General features: G+C 69.4%; 17 protein-coding genes. 5 read left to right on the top strand and 12 right to left on the bottom strand.

The features are described from left to right. Positions 1-225 precede the first annotated feature (225 nt). Both EBN03_RS01640 and EBN03_RS01635 read left to right on the top strand, forming a co-directional pair. Positions 226-897 (top strand): PadR family transcriptional regulator, encoded by a 672-nt coding sequence (locus EBN03_RS01640; protein WP_233608040.1) that lies wholly within the window; start codon positions 226-228, stop codon positions 895-897. Between the two features lie 85 nt (positions 898-982). Continuing rightward, positions 983-2,446: a DHA2 family efflux MFS transporter permease subunit gene (locus tag EBN03_RS01635; RefSeq protein WP_122186720.1), complete on the top strand. Its 1,464-nt coding sequence runs from the start codon at positions 983-985 to the stop codon at positions 2,444-2,446. Between the two features lie 174 nt (positions 2,447-2,620). Here EBN03_RS01635 and EBN03_RS01630 read toward each other — a convergent pair whose 3' ends face one another. Further along, the gene (locus EBN03_RS01630; protein ID WP_122186029.1) at positions 2,621-4,324 is read right to left on the bottom strand and encodes a molybdopterin-dependent oxidoreductase; all 1,704 of its coding nucleotides are present in this window, start codon (positions 4,322-4,324) and stop codon (positions 2,621-2,623) included. Positions 4,325-4,623: 299 nt separating this feature from the next. Here EBN03_RS01630 and EBN03_RS01625 point away from each other — a divergent pair, with 299 nt between their 5' ends. Next, positions 4,624-5,976, top strand: a complete 1,353-nt coding sequence (locus tag EBN03_RS01625) for a S1C family serine protease (protein ID WP_267899246.1) — start codon at positions 4,624-4,626, stop codon at positions 5,974-5,976. Between the two features lies 1 nt (position 5,977). Here the strand turns inward: EBN03_RS01625 and EBN03_RS01620 are convergent, their stop codons facing one another. The 6 genes from EBN03_RS01620 to EBN03_RS01595 all read right to left on the bottom strand — a co-directional run bounded on the left by EBN03_RS01620 (position 5,978) and on the right by EBN03_RS01595 (position 13,550). Beyond that, positions 5,978-6,841 (bottom strand): NAD(P)-dependent oxidoreductase, encoded by an 864-nt coding sequence (locus tag EBN03_RS01620; RefSeq protein WP_122186028.1) that lies wholly within the window; start codon positions 6,839-6,841, stop codon positions 5,978-5,980. Between the two features lie 136 nt (positions 6,842-6,977). After that, complete coding sequence (locus tag EBN03_RS01615) at positions 6,978-7,865, bottom strand: ADP-ribosylglycohydrolase family protein (RefSeq protein ID WP_233608038.1); 888 nt, start codon at positions 7,863-7,865, stop codon at positions 6,978-6,980. A 209-nt stretch (positions 7,866-8,074) separates the two neighbouring features. Beyond that, positions 8,075-9,865, bottom strand: a complete 1,791-nt coding sequence (locus tag EBN03_RS01610) for an AMP-dependent synthetase/ligase (RefSeq protein ID WP_122186026.1) — start codon at positions 9,863-9,865, stop codon at positions 8,075-8,077. Positions 9,866-10,139: 274 nt separating this feature from the next. Further along, positions 10,140-11,060 (bottom strand): alpha/beta hydrolase, encoded by a 921-nt coding sequence (locus EBN03_RS01605; protein WP_122186025.1) that lies wholly within the window; start codon positions 11,058-11,060, stop codon positions 10,140-10,142. 13 nt (positions 11,061-11,073) lie between these two features. Beyond that, positions 11,074-11,898 carry an SDR family NAD(P)-dependent oxidoreductase gene (locus EBN03_RS01600; protein WP_122186024.1) on the bottom strand — a complete coding sequence of 275 codons (825 nt, stop codon included), beginning with the start codon at positions 11,896-11,898 and terminating at the stop codon, positions 11,074-11,076. 125 nt (positions 11,899-12,023) lie between these two features. Beyond that, the gene (locus EBN03_RS01595; RefSeq protein ID WP_122186023.1) at positions 12,024-13,550 is read right to left on the bottom strand and encodes a flavin-containing monooxygenase; all 1,527 of its coding nucleotides are present in this window, start codon (positions 13,548-13,550) and stop codon (positions 12,024-12,026) included. A gap of 91 nt (positions 13,551-13,641) precedes the next feature. On the opposite strand from EBN03_RS01595, the gene EBN03_RS01590 reads away from it, so the two are divergent. Then, a complete protein-coding gene (locus tag EBN03_RS01590) occupies positions 13,642-14,298 on the top strand; it encodes a TetR/AcrR family transcriptional regulator (protein ID WP_407671065.1) in 657 nt (218 codons plus the stop codon). A gap of 16 nt (positions 14,299-14,314) precedes the next feature. Here the strand turns inward: EBN03_RS01590 and EBN03_RS01585 are convergent, their stop codons facing one another. From EBN03_RS01585 to EBN03_RS01565, 5 genes are all read right to left on the bottom strand, one after another. Then, a complete protein-coding gene (locus EBN03_RS01585; RefSeq protein ID WP_233608036.1) occupies positions 14,315-15,871 on the bottom strand; it encodes an MFS transporter in 1,557 nt (518 codons plus the stop codon). Positions 15,872-15,880: 9 nt separating this feature from the next. Continuing rightward, positions 15,881-16,381: a hypothetical protein gene (locus EBN03_RS01580; RefSeq protein WP_122186021.1), complete on the bottom strand. Its 501-nt coding sequence runs from the start codon at positions 16,379-16,381 to the stop codon at positions 15,881-15,883. A gap of 130 nt (positions 16,382-16,511) precedes the next feature. Next, complete coding sequence (locus EBN03_RS01575; protein ID WP_147471429.1) at positions 16,512-16,946, bottom strand: hypothetical protein; 435 nt, start codon at positions 16,944-16,946, stop codon at positions 16,512-16,514. Positions 16,947-17,096: 150 nt separating this feature from the next. Further along, positions 17,097-18,650, bottom strand: a complete 1,554-nt coding sequence (locus tag EBN03_RS01570) for an MFS transporter (RefSeq protein WP_233608035.1) — start codon at positions 18,648-18,650, stop codon at positions 17,097-17,099. Positions 18,651-18,808: 158 nt separating this feature from the next. Next, on the bottom strand, positions 18,809-19,744 hold the full coding sequence (locus EBN03_RS01565; protein WP_122186019.1) for a glycine betaine ABC transporter substrate-binding protein: 936 nt from the start codon (positions 19,742-19,744) through the stop codon (positions 18,809-18,811). 212 nt (positions 19,745-19,956) lie between these two features. Between EBN03_RS01565 and EBN03_RS01560 the strand changes: the two genes are divergently transcribed. After that, positions 19,957-20,928, top strand: coding sequence for an ABC transporter substrate-binding protein (locus EBN03_RS01560; protein WP_407671064.1), 972 nt, complete (start codon positions 19,957-19,959; stop codon positions 20,926-20,928). Positions 20,929-20,930 lie beyond the last annotated feature (2 nt).

The raw sequence follows: 20,930 nt of genomic DNA, 5'->3' as shown, positions 1-20,930 counted from the left end.
GTCTCGGCTATCGGTGTCCGATGTCGATCCGCTGGGTCTCGCCGCGTCGTAGGTCCGGGAGGCTGCGGTGCGGGTCACACGAAGCGTGCTGCGTCGCCCTTGTTCGGGTTCTATTCCGTGCCGTATATTCGGCGTGGAATATTTGGGACGGAACCTGTCAGTGGGGGCCGATAGTGTTCCCGGCGTGGAAGGCGTGACAGAGCGGTGAAGCAGTCGGTACCAGCGTTGACACCTCTGGCGATCTCGGTTCTCGCCCTGCTGGAGGAGCGCCCCATGCACCCGTACGAGATGTACCAAGTGCTGCTCAGCCGGCACGAGGACCATCTGGTCAAGGTCCGGCCCGGGTCGCTGTACCACACGGTGACCCGGCTGGCCGAGCAGGGACTGGCCCGCGCCGAGGGCACCGACCGGGCCGGCAACCGGCCCGAACGCACCATCTACACCAAGACCGACGCCGGCGGCGCCGCGCTGCGCGACCGCATCGCCGAGGTGATCCGCCGGCCGGTCAACGAATTCCCACTCTTCCCACTGGCGATGTCGGAGGCGCACTCGCTGCCCGTCGCCGAGGTGATCGAGCTCATCGAGGAACGAATCGCCCACCGGCACATCGAGATCGGCGAGGCCGACGCCGTCCTGCAGTGGGTCACCGGCCGCAACATCCCCCGCCGGTACTGGATGGTCCTCGAACTGTTGCGCGCCCAGGGCGTCGCCGAGGTCACCTGGCTGACCGGCGTCCTGGCCGACCTGCGCGACGGCAGCCTGCCGTGGGAACCCGAGCCCGGCGGCGACCACCGCGACCAGCCGGACCCCGAACTCGGCCACGACTGGGCCAGCGCCGTGACCGACGACGCCCTCGACCGGATCCGGAAAGGCGGTGCGCTCCCTGTCGAACCCTGACGCGGGCACGCGGCCCGCACGCACCACACCACCTTCGTCCGCCGACGGCCTGTCGGCGACAACCCCGTAGATGGGAACCAAATCCATGACAACCCAACGCAATCCGTGGCCCGCGTTGTACGCGATGGTCGTCGGGTTCTTCATGATCCTGCTGGATATGACCATCGTCTCGGTGGCCAACCCGGCCATCAAGATCGACCTCGACACATCCATGAACAACGTCATCTGGGTCACGAGTTCGTACCTGCTGGCGTACGCGGTGCCGCTGCTGGTCACCGGCCGGCTGGGTGACCGGTTCGGCCCGAAGAACCTCTACCTCGCCGGCCTGGCCGTGTTCACCCTGTCCTCGCTGTGGTGCGGTCTGTCGAACACGATCGGCATGCTGATCGTGGCCCGCGCCGTGCAGGGTCTGGGCGCCGCGCTGATCACCCCGCAGACCATGGCGGTCATCACCCGCACCTTCCCGCCGGACAAGCGCGGTGCGGCCATGGGCCTGTGGGGCGGCGTCGCCGGCCTGGCGACCCTGGTCGGCCCGATCCTCGGTGGCGTCCTGGTCGACAACTGGGGTTGGCAGTGGATCTTCATGATCAACGTCCCGATCGGTGTGGTCGCCTTCGCGCTCGCCGTGTGGCTGGTGCCCAGCCTTCCGACGCACTCGCACAAGTTCGACCTGGTCGGCGTGGCGCTGTCCGGGATCGGAATGTTCCTGCTGGTCTTCGGAATTCAGGAAGGCAACGACCACCACTGGAACAGCGGCATCTGGGCCATGATCGTCGGCGGCCTCGCGGCCATGGCGGTGTTCCTCGTCCACCAGTCGCGGACCAAGAGCGAACCGCTGGTGCCGCTGGTGCTGTTCCGCGACCGCAACTTCTCGCTGTCCAGCATCGCGATCGCGGCCATGGGTGCCTCGATCGTCGGCCTGATGGTGCCCACCTACTTCTATCTGGAGGCGGTGCGCGAATACTCGCCGACCAAGGCGGCGCTGGTCTTCGCGCCGATGGCCATCATCACCGGTGTGATCGCGCCGGGTGTCGGCAAGGTCTCCGACAAGCTGCATCCGGCACTGCTGCCCGCCATCGGGTTCGGGTTGTTCTCGGCCGTGCTGTTCGGTTTCTCGGCCCTGATGACGCCCACCGGCTCGATCCCGATGTTCGTGCTGCTCGGCAGCGTCGCCGGTATCTCCAACGCCTTCATCTGGGCGCCGCTGGCCGCGGTCGCCACCCGCAACCTGCCGATGCAGCTGGCCGGCGCCGGATCCGGTGTGTACAACACCACCCGGCAGATCGGCTCGGTGCTGGGTAGTGCGTCGATCAGCGCCCTGCTCACCTCCCGGCTGAACGCGCAGGGCCTCAACAGCACCGGCATGGGTGAGGGCTCGAAGGTGGCGCACATGCCGCCGTTCATCGCCGAGAAGTTCAGTACCGCACTGAGCGAGGCGACGCTGCTGCCCGCGGCGATCCTGCTGATCGGCATGGTCGCGTCGGCGCTGTTCGCCAAGCCCAAGGTTCCGGCGGCGGCCGCGCCGGTGCCGGTGGACGCGGGGCACTGATCCCCTTTGCGCACAACTGAATTCGTGATGCCCGCCCGGTTCGCTCCGGGCGGGCATCGCTGTTCACCGGTGCGGCCGGACTCGGTGCAGTCAGAACTTACTGCGGCACATAGGGCTCGGCTGTGTCGACGGATTCGTTGGGGTGCAACCGACTCGGATCACACCGATGCGAGTTCAGCCCACGCGCACGGTGATCGACGGGTACCCGGTCGCCCCGTCCGGAACCACGTCGTGGACCTGACCGGTCTGCACGGCGCCGGTCCCGTCGGTCGCGCGGGCCCGCACGGTGTGCCGGCCCGGGGTGGCCGGCCAGTCGAAACTCCACTGCCGCCAGGTGTCCGCGGTCGGTTCCACGGCCAAGCGGGCCGGCTGCCACGGGCCGTCGTCGATCTGCACCTCGACCGCGGTGATCCCCCGGTGCTGGGCCCAGGCCACACCCGCGACGGTGACCGGACCGGCGGCCGGGCTCGCACCGTCCCGCGGCACGTCGATCCGGGTGCCGGTCTTCACCGGGCCCTGCGCCGACCAGCCGCGCTGCGTCCAATACGCTTGTGCCCGATCGAATCTGGTGACCTCGAGTTCGGTGACCCACTTGGTGGCGGAAACGTACCCGTAGAGGCCGGGCACCACCAGGCGGGCCGGGTATCCGTGTGCGATGGGCAGCGGTTCGCCGTTCATGCCGATGGCCAGCAGGGCATCGCGGCCGTCGGTGAGCACCGACAGCGGGCTGCCCGCGGTGAACCCGTCGATACTGTGCGAGAGCACCATGTCGGCGTCGGGGTGCGGACCGGCCGCGGCGAGGAGTTCGTCGAGCCGGAAGCCGAGCCAGCGGGCATTGCCGATCAGGTCCCCGCCCACCGGATTCGACACACAGCACAGCGTCACCAGCCGCTCGATCGGCTGCCGCGCTTGCAGATCCGCCCAGGTCAACCGGATCTCCCGCTCGACCATGCCGTGGATGCGCAGCGACCACGAGTCGGTACTCACCTGCGGTACGAGCAGTGCGGTGTCGATCCGGTAGAAGTCCCGATTCGGCGTCAGGAACGGCGTGAGCCCCGGCAACCGCAGGTCGGCGCCCGGATCCACCGATACCGGTGGTGCCACCGGCGTCGGGAGGGTCAGCTCCGCCCGCTCCCCCGCCACGCTGTGCAGCGCATTACTCCACAACCGTCCCACGACCCCGGCGACCGCCGCGGCCGCGCCCACTGCCGCGATGCCGCGCAGCGCCCCACGCCGGTCGATCTCCGAGCCACGCCGCACGGCAGTGCTTCCGCCACTGGATGTTTCGGCAGCAGCAGTGGAATCGACGCCTCCCGCGGCATCTTTCGAGATCTCGGACGCACTCTCACGATCGACGGCGGCCGCTGCGCCGGAACCACTTTCGGCCGAGACCTCGGAATCGGTCACCGGGCGGTCGCCCGGAACGGACGTCGGGCCCGGCGGCCCGCCTGCCGGGCCGATCCGCTCGACCAGCACCCGCAACGCCGCGATCCCCGCCGCCACACCCAGCAGCGACGGCAGCGCCCAACTCCAGTTCGCGGCGGGTCTGCCCACCGCGACCGCCGCCACGAACAGGCCGAACACCGCGAGCAGCACCGACCCGGCCGGGCGATTCCGCCGCTCCACCCAACCGGCGAGCGCGGCGACCGCGAACGCGACGACACCCATCCCGAGGTACAGCACCAGCTTGTCGTCGGTGCCCACGGTCTTGATCACCGCTTCCCGGACCCGATCGGGCGTGTGATCGATGACACCGGCCCCCAGCACGGCCAGCGGGGCACTCCCCGCGCCCACCGGCGCCGCGACCAGTTCGGCCACTCCCAGAGTCAACGCCGCTGCCGCGACACCCGCCGTCGCACGCAGTCCCGATGCCGCCATAACGGCAGCCTACGTCGATCCGAGGGCCCGCTACGGGGCCCGGCGGGACTCGTCACCGTTCCGTCAGATTCGGCGCCCCGGGGTCACGATGTCGACACCCCGCTCGACAATCCCGCCGGGCACCGACATGGTGGTAAGGGTGCGATCTGCCCGGATTTCCGGTCGGCCGAGCAGGCCGGCTCCGGCCCGATCCGGACGGTGACCGGCGGGAAAGGGATTACACGGCGTACGCCCAGCGTTTTCTCAGCGATACGCGTTTACCTTGGATGCGAAGGTGTTCGACACCCGGTTAGGACGTGATGACTGTGCCGCAACACGAGGACCAGCCCGAAGGCTGGCGCACCCAGCCCCCCGGAGCCTCCGGCACCGGCGCGTACCGGACACCGGGCCAGTACGGGTCGCAGTCCGGCCACAGCGCGGCACAGTACGGGCGCGACGCGTACGGCCGGCCGATCTCCCACGGTCGGCACCTGCCCTACGACGCGTACGGCCGGCCGATGCCGCAGTACATCCCGCCGCAGTACCCGCCGGCCCCGGCCGCACCCCGGCACGGCCGCACCTTCGGCATCCTGGCGGCGGTCGTCGCGGTGGTCGCCACCGCGATCGGGGTCGGCGCGGCCACCCTCGGCCACCAGCAGTCCGATATCGCGGGCCCGGGCACGGCCGGTTCGGTGCGGCCGGTGGACTCGCAGACCGCGCCGCAGAGCCTGGACGAGGCGGTGCGGCGGGTAGTGCCGGGAATCGTGTTGATCAACACCGAGATCCTCGGCTTCGACAACCGCAGCGGCGAGTTCGGGAACACCGGTGAGGGCGCCGGTACCGGCATCGTGCTCAGCGCCGACGGCAACATCCTCACCAACAATCACGTGGTCGAGGGTTCCCGGGACATCTCGGTGACCGACGTCGGCAACGGCCGCACCTACAAGGGCACGGTCACCGGCTACGACCGCACCGACGACCTCGCGGTGGTCCATCTGACCGGCGCCTCGGGCCTGGCGGTCGCGCCGCTGGGCAATTCCGACGACGTCGGCCCGGGCGACAGCATCGTCGGCGTCGGCAACGCGGGCGGCAACGGTTCCCCGGTCGCCGCGCCGGGCACGGTGACCGCGACCGGCAAGTCGATCACCGCCAGCGACGAATCCGGTGCCGCCGAGCAGCTCACCGGCCTGATCCAGGTGGCCGCCGACATCCAGCCCGGCGACTCCGGTGGCCCGCTGGTGGACAAGAACGGCCAGGTCGTCGGCATCGACACCGCCGCGTCCCAGGGCTTCAAGATGGGCACCGGCGGCGGCGAAGGCTTCGCCATCCCGATCAACAAGGGCGTGAAGATCGCCCAGCAGATTCAGGCCGGTACGGCCTCCAACACCGTCCACATCGGCCCCACCGCCGCGCTGAGCATCTCCGTCACCAGCGCCCACGGCACCGGCGCACTGGTCAACCTGGTCGACGGCAACGGTCCGGCGGCCGCGGCAGGCCTCCAGAAGGGCGACGTGATCACCGGTGTCGACAACACCCTGATCGACTCCCCCACCTCACTCACTTCCACAATGGACCAGCACCACCCCGGCGACACCGTCACCCTGCACTGGAACAGCCGGCTCGGTGGCCCGCGCACCGCACAGATCACCCTGCAAGAGGGCCCGATCGGCTAGGTCATCGAGGCTGCTGTTCGGTGATGGATGCCCAGTCGTCCGCGCCGCGACCCTCGGCGATGGCGTCGTCGAAGACGGTCCGCAGCAGTTCGCCGATCGGGAGCGTGATGCCGTGTTCGGCCGCCGCGTCGAGCGCGAGGTGGAGGTCCTTGCGTCCCAGCACCGTGGTGAATCCGGCCGGCTGGTAGCGCCGTTCGGCGATCATCGATCCGTAGCCGGTGTAGACGCCGCCCGGGAAGAGGGTCGAGGTCAGCAGTTCGACGAGCTGCCCGGAGTCGACGTCGGCGCTCTCCGCGAGGCTTACGGCCTCGCCCAATGACTGTATCGCGCAGGCGATCAGGTAGTTGCCGACGATCTTCACGACGTTGGCCTGTTCCGGGCGGTCGCCGAGTCGCCAAGTCCGCGAGCCGATCACGTCGAAGAAGGGTTGCACGCGGTCGAGCAGCGCGGGCGCACCGGCCGCGAGGACGTTGAGCGCTCCGGCTTCGGCGACCGGAACGCGGCCGAAGACCGGCGCCGCGACGTAACCGACACCATGCTCGGCATGCACGGCACCCGCCCGGCGGGCCAGGCCGGCGCTCACCGTGGCGAGGTTGACGTGCACGGTCCCGCTCGGGGTCCGGCCGAGGACACCGGAGTCGATGAACGTCTCGGCGACGGCCCGATCGTCGGACAGGACCGAGAAGACCACCGGCGACTTCATGGCCGCGGTGACCGAGTCGGCCCGATGCGCACCCGCCGCGACCAGTTCGTCCACCGGCCCGGCGGAGCGGTTCCACACCACGACGTCGTGGCCGGCCTGCAACAGGTTGCGCGCCATCGGTTTTCCCATGGCTCCCAGACCGATGACCGCGATGCTGCTCACGCCGGGCTCCCCTTTCTCGAACCTTCCAGGACGGTTCAAAGATGCCATGCAGTCGGGGCTGTGCGGTCGACCGACCCGCACGGCTGACGATGCGGCTGGAAGAGACGTTCCGGACGTCGCACCGGCGATCCGGCGGTCAGCCGATGGCCCACTCCGGCAGCGGTTCCCGGGCAGCCAACCATTCCGGTGGTATGCCCGCCACAGCGCCTCGGCGGCCGGATCCGGTGTGGGCGGCCACGATTCCGCCGACGATCGCGGCCGTGGTGTCGACGTCACCGCCTGCCCGCACACAGGCGGTGACGGCGGCCGGGTAGTCGGTGAGGTGGGTTGCCGCGGCCCACAACGTGAACGGCACCGTGTCGTGCGCGGTGACCCGCGCCCCGTTACCGAGTTCGTAGGCCGCTTCCTCGACGCTCCGGCCGACCAGTCGGCGGGCCCGGCGGATCCCGGTGGCGGTGCGTCCGTCCACCAGATAAGGATCGACGGCGTCAAAGAATTCTGTTGCGGTGCAGCCTGTTTCGCGAGTGCGAGCGGCGAACCCGGCTGCCGTGGCGACCGCCATGGCGCCGACGATCGCCTCGGGGTGGGAATGGGTGACCTCGGCCGACAGCGCCGCCTGCGCGGCCGCGCGGTCCAGGTCGGCGGCGAAGTACGCGCCCAGTGGCGCGACCCGCATGGCGGCGCCGTTGCCCCACGAGCCGCGGCCGTCGAAGGCGGCACCGGCCGCCTCGGCCCAGGGGCGGCCGTCGCGGATCTCGTGCAGCAGGGCGACGGTGTTGCCGCTGTAGCCGCGGTAGGGCTCGCAGCGGTCGGCGAAGGCAGCGGCGAGGGCGTCGCGATCGACCGCACCGCGCGAACGGATCTCGTGGAAGAGCGTCGCGGCCATCTCGGTGTCGTCGGTCCACGGCCACGGGCCCGCGGGCACGCTTCCGGCGACGAGTTCGGTGACCGAACTCCCAGGTACGAAGAATTGCGCTCCCAGCGCATCGCCCACTGACAAGCCGTCCAGACTGTCGTGGGCCACATCGGAATTCGGTGACATACGGCCGCATATCATGCCATGCCGACCGGGACCTTCGCCCGACCCACATCAGGTAGCACGTCCGCCGGGTCACCGCCTAGGGACGCGAACACCTCGCCGACACCCCTCGCGACTTCCACCGAACCGATCGCTCCTGAACGACGAAGGTCGCCGTACCCCAACGGGATACGGCGACCTTCGAGCGGCGCGACTCAGTTGTAGATCGCGTCCACGTCCGCCGCGAACTGCTTCATGACCACCGCGCGCTTGAGCGACATCTTCGGGGTCAGCTCGCCGCCCTCGACCGTCCAATCGACGGGCAGGATGCGAATCTTCTTGATCTGCTCGGCCTTCGAGACCAGCTTGTTGGTCGCGGCGACCGCGGCGTCGATCTCGGCGACCAGGGCCGGGTTCGAGATCAGCTGCTCGATCGGGGTGTCGGCGGCGAGACCGTTGCGCTCCTTCCAGCCCGGCAGCGCCTCCTGGTCGAGGGTGATCAGCGCGCCGACGAACGGCTGCTTGTCACCGACCACCATGACCTGGCTGATCAGCGGGTGCGCCCGCAGCGAGTCCTCCATGGGGGCCGGGGAGACGTTCTTGCCGCCCGCGGTCACCAGGATCTCCTTCTTGCGGCCGGTGATGGTGACGAACCCGTCGGCGTCGACGGCACCCAGGTCACCGGAGCGGAACCAGCCGTCGGCGAACGCCTCGTCCGTGGCCTCGGCGTTGCCCCAGTAGCCGTTGAACACGACCGGACCGCGCAGCAGCAGCTCGCCGTCCTCGGCGATCTTGACGGCGTGCCCGGGCAGCGGGCGGCCGACCGAACCGACCTTGATGTGGTCGGGCACGTTGACGGTGATGGCGGCCGAGGTCTCGGTGAGCCCGTAACCCTCGAGGATGGTGAGGCCGATGCCGCGGAAGAAGTGACCGAGCCGGGCACCCAGCGGGCCACCACCGGAGACCGCGATCTCGCAGCGGCCACCGAGCGCGGCACGCAGCTTGCCGTAGACCAGCGCGTCGAACAGCTTGTGCTTGAGGTTCAGCACCAAGCCGGGGCCGCCGGTCTCCAGCGACTGGCTGTAGGCGATGGCGGTGTCGACGGCGGCGTCGAAGATCTTGCCCTTGCCCTCGTTGTGCGCCTTCTGCTTGGCCGCGTTGTAGACCTTCTCGAAGACGCGCGGCACCGACAGGATGAAGTTCGGCTGGTAGGCACCGAACTGGGCGGGCAGGTTGCTCCAGTCGGCGGTGTGGGTGACGGTGACCCCGGCGTCGAACGAACCGACCGAGACCGCGCGCGCGAAAACGTGGGCCAGCGGCAGGAACAGCAGGGTGCGGTTGCCCTGGCGCACATACTCGGGCACGGCCTGGCGGATGACCGCGGACTCGGCGTACAGGTTCGAGTGCGAGAGCATGACGCCCTTGGGGCGGCCGGTGGTGCCGGAGGTGTAGATCAGGGTGGCCGGCGAGGCGGCGACGACCTGCTTGCGGCGCTCGTGCACGACGGCGTCGTCGATGCCGGTGCCGCGCTCGGCCAAGGTGGTGAGGGCGCCGGCGTCGATCTGGAGCACTTCGGCCAGGGCCGGCAGGTCGCCGTGGATCTCGGCGATGGTGGCGGCGTGCTTGGCGGTCTCGACGATGATCAGCTTGGTGGCGGAGTCGGACAGGATCCACTTGGCCTGTTCGGCGGAGGAGCTGTCGAAGATCGCGACGCCGCAGGCGCCGGCGGTCCAGATCGCGTAGTCGGCGACGACCCACTCGTAGCGGGTGGCGGCGAGGATGGCGACCCGGTCGCCGACCTCGATGCCGGAGGCGATCAGGCCCTTGGCGACGGCGGTGACCTGCGCGGCGAATTCCGCGGCGGTCACGTCGTTGTATCCGCCCTTGCCGTCGGGGGTGTTGAACACGACCAGGCCGGGTGTGGTCTCGGCGTGCCGGAACACGCTGTCCGACATGTTCGCCGTCTCCGGGATGGTGTACGTCGCAGGGACGTCGAACTCACGCATCGGTGCCCTTCCGAGGAAAAATCTGGCTACTGCGAGTGTGTTACTGCTCAGTAGAGAGTGTGACCGCCACCCTATCGCGCCGACCCGCACACCGGACCGGTAGTACCCCCGAACCGCAGGTCGAGTGCGCTTACCGGACCGGTGTGTAGTCGCGACGTACCGGGTCGCGGGCGACCACCTGGCCGAGCATATACGTTACTGCACGTAACGTGTAAAGCCGTCACGAACGCCGAATCGCCTCACTCACCGGGACACAGCGGCCGCGATCGAACCGTCAGGATGCGCGCGCGGACCCCGCGGTGGCCAGCGCGTTACGGAGGAATCCAGCCAGCTCCCGCGTCAGCACGGCCGCCTCCCGCACCAGCGAGGCCTGCAGCTGCGACACGTGCCACATGCCGTGCGACACAGTGAAAGCCGTGTCCACGCCCGCCGCTTCCAGTGCCGCGACCAGCGCCCGGGACTGGTCGAGCAGCAGTTCGCTGTCGTCGACCTGCACATAGGTCGGCGGCAGGCCCGCCATCCGGCCGTGGATCGGCGCGAAGCCCGGCGTGCCGGGGTCGACGCCGGCGCCGTAGGCGGCGGCAGCGTTCAGGCCCAGACGCCGGTTGATGACGGTGTCTCGCGCTCGCGGCGCGGGCAGCCCCGGATTCGCCCAGGGCGCGATCAGGCCGAGCGCGGCCGGTGTGTACCCGAGCTCGCCGATCAACCGCTGCGCGGTCGCCAGGGACAGGCCGCCGCCCGCCGAGTCACCGGCGACAGCGATCTGCCCAGGCGAAATACCTTGGGTGCGAACCAGTTCCGCGAAGGCCGCGACGGCGTCGTCGAGACCGGCAGGGTAGGGGTGCTCGGGCGCGAGCCGGTAGTCCAGCGCGTACACCGGGCAGCCGACCTCGACCGCCAGGTGCGCCACCAGCGACCGGTGCGTCGCCGGTGAACCGACCGTGTAGGCACCGCCGTGCAGGTAGAGCACCGCCCCCGCAACGGTCGCCGGACCGGCGGTCACCCGCTCGGCCGGCCGGCCCGCCAGGGTGATGCGCTCGACCGTCACACCCGGGGGCAGCGGCTGGACGACCTTGGCGCCGCCCTCGAGCAGCGCCCGCTGCACCGACCAGGGCAGCCGGTGATAGAAGGCCACGCGGAACAGCAGATCCGCCGCGGCCCGCGCGATCGGCCGCGGAACCATCAGAACCGACATCGTGCGCGCCGGGTCAGATGTTCGCGAAGCGGTTCACGAAACCGCCGATGATCTGATAGCCGGTCGGCATGAACCGCTGCGACACGTCGAGCAGCTTGGCCTCCCAGCCGATCAGCACGCGCGACTTGCCCTTGGCCACACCGTCGACGATGGTGCGGGCGGCCATCTCCGGCGAGTGGATCGCCAGATACTTGTCGAACAGGGTGGCGCCCTTCTTGCCGTCGACGTTCTCGGCGTAGGTGGCGTTGCGCGCCACGGCGGTCTTGATGCCTCCCGGGTGCACGCAGGTGACCTTGACCGGCTTGCGCCCGACTCGCATCTCCTGGTTCAGCGCCTCGGTGAAGCCGCGGACCGCGAACTTGGCGGCGTTGTAGGCCGACTGCGACGGCACCGAGATCAGGCCGAACAGGCTGGACACGTTGATCACGTGGCCGTCGCCGGACTCGATCAGCATGGGCAGGAACGCCTTGGTGCCGTTGGCGACACCCCAGAAGTCGACGTCCATGATGCGCTCGATGTCCTTGAAGGACTCGTGCTCCACGTCGCCGTGGTAGGCGATACCGGCGTTGTTGTAGATCTGGTTGACCTTGCCGAACTGCGCCTTGACCGCGTCGGCGTACAGCAGCACGGCCTCGCGCTCGGCGACGTTGAGCCGGTCGCTCTTGACCTCGGCGCCCAATGCCTCACAGCGGCGGACGGTTTCGGCCAGCCCTTCGGCATCGATGTCGGACAGCGCGAGCTTGGCACCCTTACCGGCCAGGTTCTCGGCCAGCGCGCGGCCGATACCCGAACCGGCACCGGTGATGACACAGACTTTGCCGCGGAATGAGTAAGACATGATCTTCTTTCGTCCTCGATGACGTGAGTGTTGTTGTGCCGGAGCCCGCCCGATTCGGTCAGCGGCCGGAGGCGGCAGCATCGCGTAACCACGGAGGCCGTCCGAATCGGGCGAGGTGTTGCTGCTCAGGAAGCCTTGGTGGTGGTGTAGGCGTCCGCGTCGAAGTTCTTGGTGATCTCGCGGAACCGGAAGGTGAAGTCGGGCCACAACGTGGTGTTGTTGCCGTGCTTGTCGAGGTACCAGCTGGCGCAGCCGCCGGTGCTCCAGACCGCACCCTCGAGCTTCTTGTGCAGCTCGGCATTGTAGGCGCGCACGGCCTCCGGCTTGACCGACACGGTGCCCAGCTGCTGCCGGTCGACGACCTTCAGCGCGTCGGCGATGTAGTTGATCTGCGACTCGATCATGAAGACCATCGAGGTGTGGCCGAGGCCGACGTTCGGGCCCAGCATGAAGAACATGTTGGGGAAGTTCTCGATCGCCGCGCCCTTGTAGCCCTGCTGCCCGATCCGGTCGAACTGTTCGGCCATGGTGGAACCGTCGGCGCCCACGATGTGCTCGTACATCGGCGAGTCGGTGACGTGGAAGCCGGTGGCCACGATGATCGCGTCGATCTCGCGCTCGGTGCCGTCGCCGGTGATGATCGACTTCTCGGTGACCTCGACGATCGGGTCGGTGACCACGTCGACGTTGTCGCGGTCGAGGGCCGGGTAGTACTCGTTCGAGATCAGCATGCGCTTGCAGCCGATCCGGAAGTTCGGCGTGACCTTGGCGCGCAGCTCGGCGTCGCGGATCTCGGCGAACAGCTTGGCGCGGGCGATGGCCTCGAAGCCCTTCATCAGGATCGGGGCCTTGGCCAGGCCGACGACCTGGGTCTCGCGCGCGGCGTAGATGGCCGAGCGGGACAGCCGCTGGAAGCCGGGGATGTTCTTGAACGCCCACTTCTCGATGCCGGTGTACGCGCGGTCCATGCGCGGCAGCAGCCAGGGGGCGGTGCGCTGGTAGACGTCGAGGTGCTCGACCTCGCCCGCGATGGACGGGACGATCTGGATGGCGGAGGCGCCGGTGCCGATGACCGCGACCTTCTTGCCGTCGAGGTTGGCCTCGTGGTCCCAGCGCGCGGAGTGGAAGATGTCGCCGGCGAAGTCCTCGATGCCCTTGATGTTCGGCAGGTTCGGTTCGCAGAGGGCGCCGACGGCGGAGACGACGAAGTCGGCGGTGAAGGCGCCCTGGGTGGTCTCGATCTCCCACTGCGAGGTCTCGCCGTTCCAGCGGGCGCTCTGCACGTCGCAGTCGAAGATGTGCCGGTCGCGGACGGAGTACTTGTCGGCGACGCCCTGGATGTAGGCCTGGATCTCGGCCTGCTTGGAGAACGAGCGGCTCCAGCCGGGGTTCAGTTCGAAGGAGTAGGAGTACAGGTGCGAGGGCACGTCGCAGGCGGCGCCGGGGTAGGTGTTGTCGCGCCAGGTGCCGCCGACGTCGCTACCACGCTCGAGGACCAGGAAGTCCTTGCGGCCCTGCTGGATCAGCCGGACGGCGAGACCCATGCCCGAGAACCCGCTGCCCAGAACGATGATGTGCGAGTGACGGACCGATCGGCCGGCGGCTGCCTTCTGCTTCGCGGCGACGCCTTTGTCTGTAACCTTGCGACTCATGTATTGGAGCCTAGGGGCTTATTGAGTGTGAGTCAACAGCCTGTTGAATACGAGTCAACAATATTGACCGACGTTCAGTAAGATGAGTCGTGTGAGTGGTACCGAAAGTACCGCCAAACGGGCCCGGTTGAGCCCGGAAGAGCGGCGCAAACAGTTGATCGGCGTGGGCCACGAGATGCTGCGCGAACGCCCCCTCGGCGACATCACGGTCGCGGCCGTCACCGCCCAGGCCGGCGTCTCCCGCGCGCTGCTGTTCCACTACTTCCCCACCCTCGAGGACTACCACCGGGCGATCCTGCACAACGCCAACGCCGAACTGCTCGACCACGTCCGCCCCAACCCCGCACTCGCGCCCCTGGACATGCTGCGCGACTCGATGGAACGCTTCATCGGCTACGTCGAACACAACCAGACCGCCTACCACGCCATGCTCCGCGGCCCCGCCAGCGCCAGCCCCGTCGTGGTGGAACAGGCCGAGGACACCCGCGGCAAGATCGCCGAGATGCTGTTCGCGGTGGTCCCGATCGACGCCGCCGACCCCGACCGCCCCCGCCTGGAACTCGCCGTCCGCGGCTGGATCGCCTACCTCGAACAGGTGGTGCTCACCTGGCTCGCCGAACCCACCATCACCCGCGAGCAACTCATCGACCTGTTCGTCCGATCGCTGCCGGCACTCACCCTCACGCCGCAGATCGCGGCGATCCTGGCGACGGACCTGCCCGAAATATCGCCTCCGGCAACGGAATAACGATGCACGACACGGCTCAACTCTCGTACTCGTAGCCCGACCGGTCACGCGCGCCCCGCGTGGTCAGCGCCGCCGAGGCGGCGGCGGCGAGGATCAACAGGCACGAAACCAGTAGTGCCACACTGACTCCGCGCTGGAACGAGGCGAAGGCGGCGTGGATGACCTGATCCACGATCGGGCCGTAGCTCGCGGAGGCGGCGGCGTCGCCACCCGAAGGTACGGCGCCGGTCTCGACCGCGGTGATCACCACCGCGCGGAAGTTGTCCGGAACACCCAGGGCCACCAGGCGATCGGTGAGGTCGGTGGTCAGGTAGGAGTTCACCAGCGAGCCCAGGGCCGCCACGCCCACCACCGCGCCGATCTGGCGCATGGTGTTGGTGGCGGCGGCCGCCATGCCGGAGTGCTCCGCCGGGACTCCGGACAGGACCGCCGAGGTCAACGGCACCACCGCGATCCCGAAGCCCAGCCCGGCCAGCGCCAGCGCCGCCACCAGCGGCGCGAACTCGACTGTCACACCGAGGAATTCACGGGTCAGCAGGATGCCCGCCGCGCCCAGCACGCAGCCGGCCAGCATCGGGGTGCGGGAGCCGCGCAGTGCCACCCAGAAGCCGGAGCAGACCGAGCCCGCGATGATCGCCACCGCCATGGGCGCGAAGGCCGCCGCGATCCGGGCACCCGAATAGCCGATCACCTCCTGCAGATACAGCGCGGTGAAGAAGAAGATCGAGAAGATGCCGAAGTACACCGCGAACGCCACGATCAGCGCGCTGCGCACGGAAGGCCTGCCCACATAAGCGAAATCGACCATCGGATTGCGAACCCGCCGCTGCACCACCACGAATCCGGCGACCGCAACGCCGCCGATCACGAACAGCGCTGTCACCCAGCCGGTCCCGTAACCCGCTCGCTCTCCCTCGATGGCGGCGAAGATGACGCAACCCAACCCGGTTGCCCCGAGCAGGAATCCGGCCCAGTCCACCGGACCGGGCTGCGGATCGGCGCTGTCGGGCACCCAGCGCACCGTCGCGGCCAGCACCAGCACACCGAACACCAGATTGAACCAGAACACCGACCGCCAGCCGAACGCACCGACCAGCACCCCACCCAGCACCGGCCCCAGCGCCAGCGCCAGCCCGGACACCGCCGCCCACGCACCCAGGGCCCGCGCCCGCGCCGCGCGATCCGGATACAGATGGCGGATCACCGACAGCGTGCCCGGTTCGGATCCGGCGGCACCGACCCCCATCACCGCCCGCCCGGCCACCAGCACGCTCACCGTCGTGGCCAGCGCCGCCAACAACGAACCGGCACAGAAGATCACCAGTCCCGCCACCATCACCTTCTTGCGCCCCCACCGGTCACCCAGGCTGCCGGCACTGAGCATGAGCGCGGCGAACACCAGCGTGTAGGCGTTCACCACCCATTGCAGCCAGGTCACGCCCGCGTGCAGATCCGACTGCACGTCGGCCAGGGTCACACTGACGATCGTGGTGTCCAGGAACGTCACGAACAGCACCGCGGTGACGGTGAGCAGCGCGACGACCGGGCAGGCGGGAGCGGGACCGGTACGCACCGCGGTCTCCTATCCGATCGGCGGCACGCCGGCGCAGGCGGCCGGCGGGTTCCCCTCCAGCGTCAGCAACGCGCAGAACGTCGCCGCGGTGACCTTCCAGCCACCGGCGGCGCGCACCGCGCCGCCGCGCTGCCCGGACAGCGCCGCCGTCCCGGCGAGCAGGATGGTGTAGGTGACGTCGACGTGGTCGGTGCCGGAGCTGGCCACGTTCTGCACCGTGGCGGTGGTGCTCTTGGCCATCGGCGACCCGGCCTGCGCGTTGATCGCGTCGGCGAACTGCGCGCCGTTCTCCAGTAGCGAGATCTTCTGCGCCGCAGGGGTATTGCCGTCGAAGAACTGCTGGAAGACGGTGGTGACGGCCTCGGTCACGGTCGGTTCACCGGTGGTTGGTGCCGCGTGCTTCGAAGACGATCCGCCGCAGGCCGTCAGCGGCACGGTGAGCGCGGCGACGACGAGCAATCCGGCACCGCGCCGGATGCGATGTGGGGCACGAGCGTTGGACGGGACCATTTTTCGGCCTCCCTCTGCGAGACGGTCTGCCGATCGGTCACGTCAGGGTACGTCCGCCCCCGGCCGGTCCGAGGCCGGATAACGGCTCGTCGGCGTGATCGTCGCGAAGCCGAGATCTCCTGCGGCGGAGTCAGGGCACCACCATGTACCACTCGGTGAACGTCCCCTGCGGCGGCCAGGTGTCGGCCATGAGTTTCGCGAATCCCGTTCCCACCCAGAGGTCCTCGGTCACGGCGGTGCCGGGCGTCACGCCCGCCCACACGTAGACGAGATCCGATCGCGCACCGGCCGATCCGACCCAGCCCAGCACGACATGGTTGCCGCACGGACCCCGCTGGTAGCCCAGCGGAGCGATGTGCGCGAGCACGTGCCCGGGCCGGCCGTGCGCCGCCTCCAACGCGACAGCGATGGTGCCGGTACAGAACTTCGCGTCACCGAAGGTGTAGATCGTGGTGCCGAACGGTGTCCACTGCGGCAGCGGATCGGCCTGGGCGGGGGCCGCCGGCCACCCGCACGCCAGCGCGACGATCGCCGCCACCCGAATTGCGAGCCGCCTCGATAGCATCCGATGTCCTTCCCGCCCAAAGACATTCGGGAGACATCGTATCGAAATTGACGCGAATCGGGCAGGGCCGAACTCGGTCCGCAGTAGCTATTCGCCGGAGTGCCGGGCCGGCGTGGTCACGCTCCGGTACCCACTCCGGCCCTGAGGCACTCAGTCGGCGTCGAACCCGGCCGTCGCGCGCTCACCCCGGGTCGCGATCGCGGCCAGCGCCGCCGCGATCAGGATCAGGACCGCCGAGACCAGTAGGGCCATGCTCACGCCGTGCTCGAAGGAGGCGAAAGCGAGCTTCAGCAGCTTCATCACCGGGGCGCTGTGCGGGCCGCGGATGGTGCCGCCGTTGGGGGCCGAACCGGTCTGCACCGCATCCACCACCATCGAGGTCATCGACCGGTAGAACGGGTCGCGGTTCAGTTTCGCGGCCAAGTCGCCGGTCAGATACGAGTTCACCACCGAGCCCAGCGCGGCGACACCGACTACGGCGCCCACCTGGCGCATCGTGTTGGTGGCCGCTGCCGCCATCCCCGAATGCGCGGCCGGCACACCGGACAGCACGGCCGAGGTCAACGGCACGATCGCCACCCCGAAACCGAGCCCGGCCAGCGCCATGGCCGCCGACAGCGAGCCGAATTCGATGGTGCCGGAGAGCAGTTCGCGGGTCACCAGCAGACCCGCCGCCGCCAGCACACAGCCGACCAGCATCGGAATCCGCGCCCCCTGCCGCGCCACCCACAGCCCGGACAGCAGTGAACCACCGATGATCGCGATCGCCATCGGCGTGAACAGCGCCGAGGTCCGCATCCCCGAATACCCCATCACCACCTGTAGATACAGCGCGGTGAAGAAGAAGATCGAGAACACGCCGAAGTACACCGCGAACGCCACCAGCAGCGCACTGCGCACCGAAGGCTTTCCCAGATAGGCGAATTGGATCAGCGGATTACGAACCCGCAACTCCATTAGCACGAATCCGGCCAGCGCCAGCCCGCCGATCACGAACAACGTCACCATCTCGGCGGTCCGATAGCCGGTCCGCTCACCGGCGATCACCGCGTAGATGATCGTGGCGAGACCCACTGCGCCGAGCACGAATCCGGTCCAGTCGAACCGGCCCGGCTGCGGGTCGGAACTGTCCGGCACGAACAGCGCCGTCGCGGCCAGCACCACCACACCGAACGCCAGGTTGAACCAGAACACCGACCGCCAGCCGAAACTGTCGAGCAGCAGCCCGCCCAGCACCGGTCCCAGCGCCAACGCCAAACCCGATACCGCCGCCCACAATCCGAGGGCCTTGGCGCGCGCGGCTCGATCCGGATAAAGGTGCCGCAGCACCGACAGCGTTCCCGGCTCGGACCCGGCCGCGCCGACCCCCATCACCGCCCGGCCCACCACCAGCGCGGTCACGTTCTGCGCCAGCGCCGCGACCACCGAGCCCGCGCAGAACACAACCAGCCCGGCCACCATCACTTTCTTGCGGCCGAACCGGTCGCCCAGGCTGCCGCCGCTCAACATCAGGGCCGCGAAGGTCAGGGTGTAGGCGTTGATCACCCACTGCAGCGACGCGACCCCGGCATGCAACTGCTCCTGGATGTCGGCGAGGGTGACACTCACGATGGTGGTGTCGAGGAAGGTCACGAACAGCACCGCGGTCACGGTGACGAGCGCGATCGCCGGGCGATGCCGGCTGGGTGCCGAAGCGGTGGACACTGCGATCTCCTATCCGATCATGGCGCACCGCAGGGCAGGCCGCGGATTGCTGGTCCATTGTGAGCACAGATCCGCCGCCGTTGTACGGCAAGCCGGGCACGACGGCGCGGCAAGTCCACTACGACGGCGCATCGAGCGGGCGCGGCAGTGCGACCGCCTTACAGTCCGTGTGCGTCCAACCACGTTCGCGCGACGTCGGCGGCCGAGGCGTGCTCGTCGCGCACCTGCCGCACCGCGGCGCAGAATTCAGCCGTATTCAGCTCTCCGGCAACGTAGTTCAGCTTCTTCACCTGGGTGTCGGAGAGCGCGCCGGACCGCAGCAGCGGCAGTTCGTTGCGGGCGCGGAAGACGTAGGTATCGTCGGCGACGGTCACCAGCTCGCCCGCGCCGCCCGGCAGCAGCGCCGCCGGGGCGGTCAGAACCCCGGCGTCGACCCGTCCGTCCCGCAGCGCGGTCCGCAGCGCGAGGTCGTCGGTGAACACCGTCGAGTTGGTGATGTCGCAGCCGGCGGCCCGCAGTGGCGCCAGCACGTCGTGTTCCGGGTCCGGCGCCGGGCGCAGCGGGTCCAGGGCGTGGCCGGCGGCCACCCCGACCGTCAGTTCGCCGCAGTGCGGCGCCAGCGCGGCCAGGGTCGCCGGCTGGTGCGCGGCGGTCGCGGGGGTGAGCACGAACTCGGGCCGCAGATCGGTGCCGTCGGCGATATCGGAGGTGGCCAGGCCCTGCGGCAGGGCCCGGCTCAGCGCGTCCGCGACCGTCGGCACCGCGGGGTCGGCCACCGACGAGCGGTCGGGCTTGCGGGCCGGGGAGCCGGGATCGAAGGTGGCCAGCAGATCTCCGCTGGTGTCGCCGACCAGGGTGACGGTGCCGGCGTCGAGCGCGGCCAGCAGATCCGCGCGCTGCCCGAGCCCGGTCCGCACGGCGGTGTGGGCGCCGGTACGCGCCAGTGCTTGCGCGTAGATCTGGCCGATCAGTTCGGACTGCGCGGAATCACCGGCACCGACCGTGATCTCGGCCGGCTGTGGCGCGTTCGAGCAGGACACGGCCAGCGCGGCGGTCGCGCCGGCGACGAGCCGCACTGCGGCTGGGAAACGCATCCTGCGACACCCACTCCCTCGTGACACACTGTTGACCACCCGGCAGGCGGTACGGACGAGCGGACGAGAACGTCCGGATCGCATGGTAGCCGGGGCACCGATCGGGTCCGGCGACACTCGTCTCACGCACCTTCCCAACCGTGCATCCCCGGCATGATGGACGAGCCGGATCCCCGGACCGGTCCGCACGCACGCGCTTCGGAAGGACACTTGTGAAAGCCTGCATCCCCGCGGCACCGCGACGCCGTCCCGTACCGCGTTTCCCGGTCGCGGCCGTCGTGTTCGCCGTCGCGGCCGCCCTGACCGCCTGCGGCAACTCCGATCCACTGGCCGGTTCGGGACACTGCGATGCCGACCCGTCGCGGCTGACGGTCGGCTCCGCGAACTTCCCCGAATCCGAGACCGTCGCCGACGTGTACGCGGAAGCGTTGCGCGCCAACGGTTTCACCGTCGACACCAAACCGGGCATCGGCAGCCGGGAGGCCTACGTGCCGGCGCTGCGGCAGTGTTCGGTGAGCGTGCTGCCCGACTACACCGGAAACCTGCTGCGGTACTTGGACCCCAAGGCCACAGTGTCCGCCGAACCGGAGATCGAGCGGGCGCTCGCGGGCGCGCTGGGCCCGGATCTGGCCGTCGCGACGCCCGCACCCGGACAGGATTCCGACGCGGTCGTCGTCACCCGGGCCACCGCCGACCGCTGGCACCTGCAGTCGATCGCCGATCTCGCCGCGCACTCCGGCGAGGTGAAGTTCGCGGGCATGGCCGAATTCCAGGAGCGGCCCGACGGCCTGCCCGGCCTGAAAGAGACCTACCACCTGACCATCTCGCCCGGCGCGTTCGTGCCGATCGCCGACGGCGGCGGACCCGCCACGGTCCGGGCGCTCACTTCCGGGCAGGTCGACGCCGCCGATATCTTCACCACCTCCCCCGCGCTGGCCGCGAACGATCTGGTGGTGCTGGCCGATCCGCTGCACAACTTCTCGGCCCAGAACGTGGTCCCGCTGTTCAACGCCCGCAAGAAGTCCGACCGCGCGACCGCCGTATTGAACGCGGTATCGGCGCAACTCACCACCGATCAGCTGCTGGCGCTCAACGAGGCGGTGTCCGGGGCGAGCAAGACCGAACCGGCCGCGGCCGCGAAGGCGTGGACGGCCGCCCACCACCTCGACCAGCCGATCGGGTAGCG

This window comes from Nocardia stercoris, from assembly GCF_003696265.1.
Classification (GTDB): Bacteria; Actinomycetota; Actinomycetes; order Mycobacteriales; family Mycobacteriaceae; genus Nocardia; species Nocardia stercoris.
Note: the sequence above shows the minus strand (reverse complement) of the source record. Positions and strands in the feature narration are given on the sequence as shown.

What these genes read in the sequence shown, in the direction of transcription:
- EBN03_RS01635 (WP_122186720.1), top strand. Translation starts at nt 983, where the DNA reads ATGACAACCCAACGCAATCCGTGGCCCGCGTTGTACGCGATGGTCGTC.
- EBN03_RS01630 (WP_122186029.1), bottom strand. Translation starts at nt 4,324, where the DNA reads ATGGCGGCATCGGGACTGCGTGCGACGGCGGGTGTCGCGGCAGCGGCG.
- EBN03_RS01625 (WP_267899246.1), top strand. Translation starts at nt 4,624, where the DNA reads ATGACTGTGCCGCAACACGAGGACCAGCCCGAAGGCTGGCGCACCCAG.
- EBN03_RS01610 (WP_122186026.1), bottom strand. Translation starts at nt 9,865, where the DNA reads ATGCGTGAGTTCGACGTCCCTGCGACGTACACCATCCCGGAGACGGCG.
- EBN03_RS01605 (WP_122186025.1), bottom strand. Translation starts at nt 11,060, where the DNA reads ATGTCGGTTCTGATGGTTCCGCGGCCGATCGCGCGGGCCGCGGCGGAT.
- EBN03_RS01600 (WP_122186024.1), bottom strand. Translation starts at nt 11,898, where the DNA reads ATGTCTTACTCATTCCGCGGCAAAGTCTGTGTCATCACCGGTGCCGGT.
- EBN03_RS01595 (WP_122186023.1), bottom strand. Translation starts at nt 13,550, where the DNA reads ATGAGTCGCAAGGTTACAGACAAAGGCGTCGCCGCGAAGCAGAAGGCA.
- EBN03_RS01580 (WP_122186021.1), bottom strand. Translation starts at nt 16,381, where the DNA reads ATGGTCCCGTCCAACGCTCGTGCCCCACATCGCATCCGGCGCGGTGCC.
- EBN03_RS01575 (WP_147471429.1), bottom strand. Translation starts at nt 16,946, where the DNA reads ATGCTATCGAGGCGGCTCGCAATTCGGGTGGCGGCGATCGTCGCGCTG.
- EBN03_RS01565 (WP_122186019.1), bottom strand. Translation starts at nt 19,744, where the DNA reads ATGCGTTTCCCAGCCGCAGTGCGGCTCGTCGCCGGCGCGACCGCCGCG.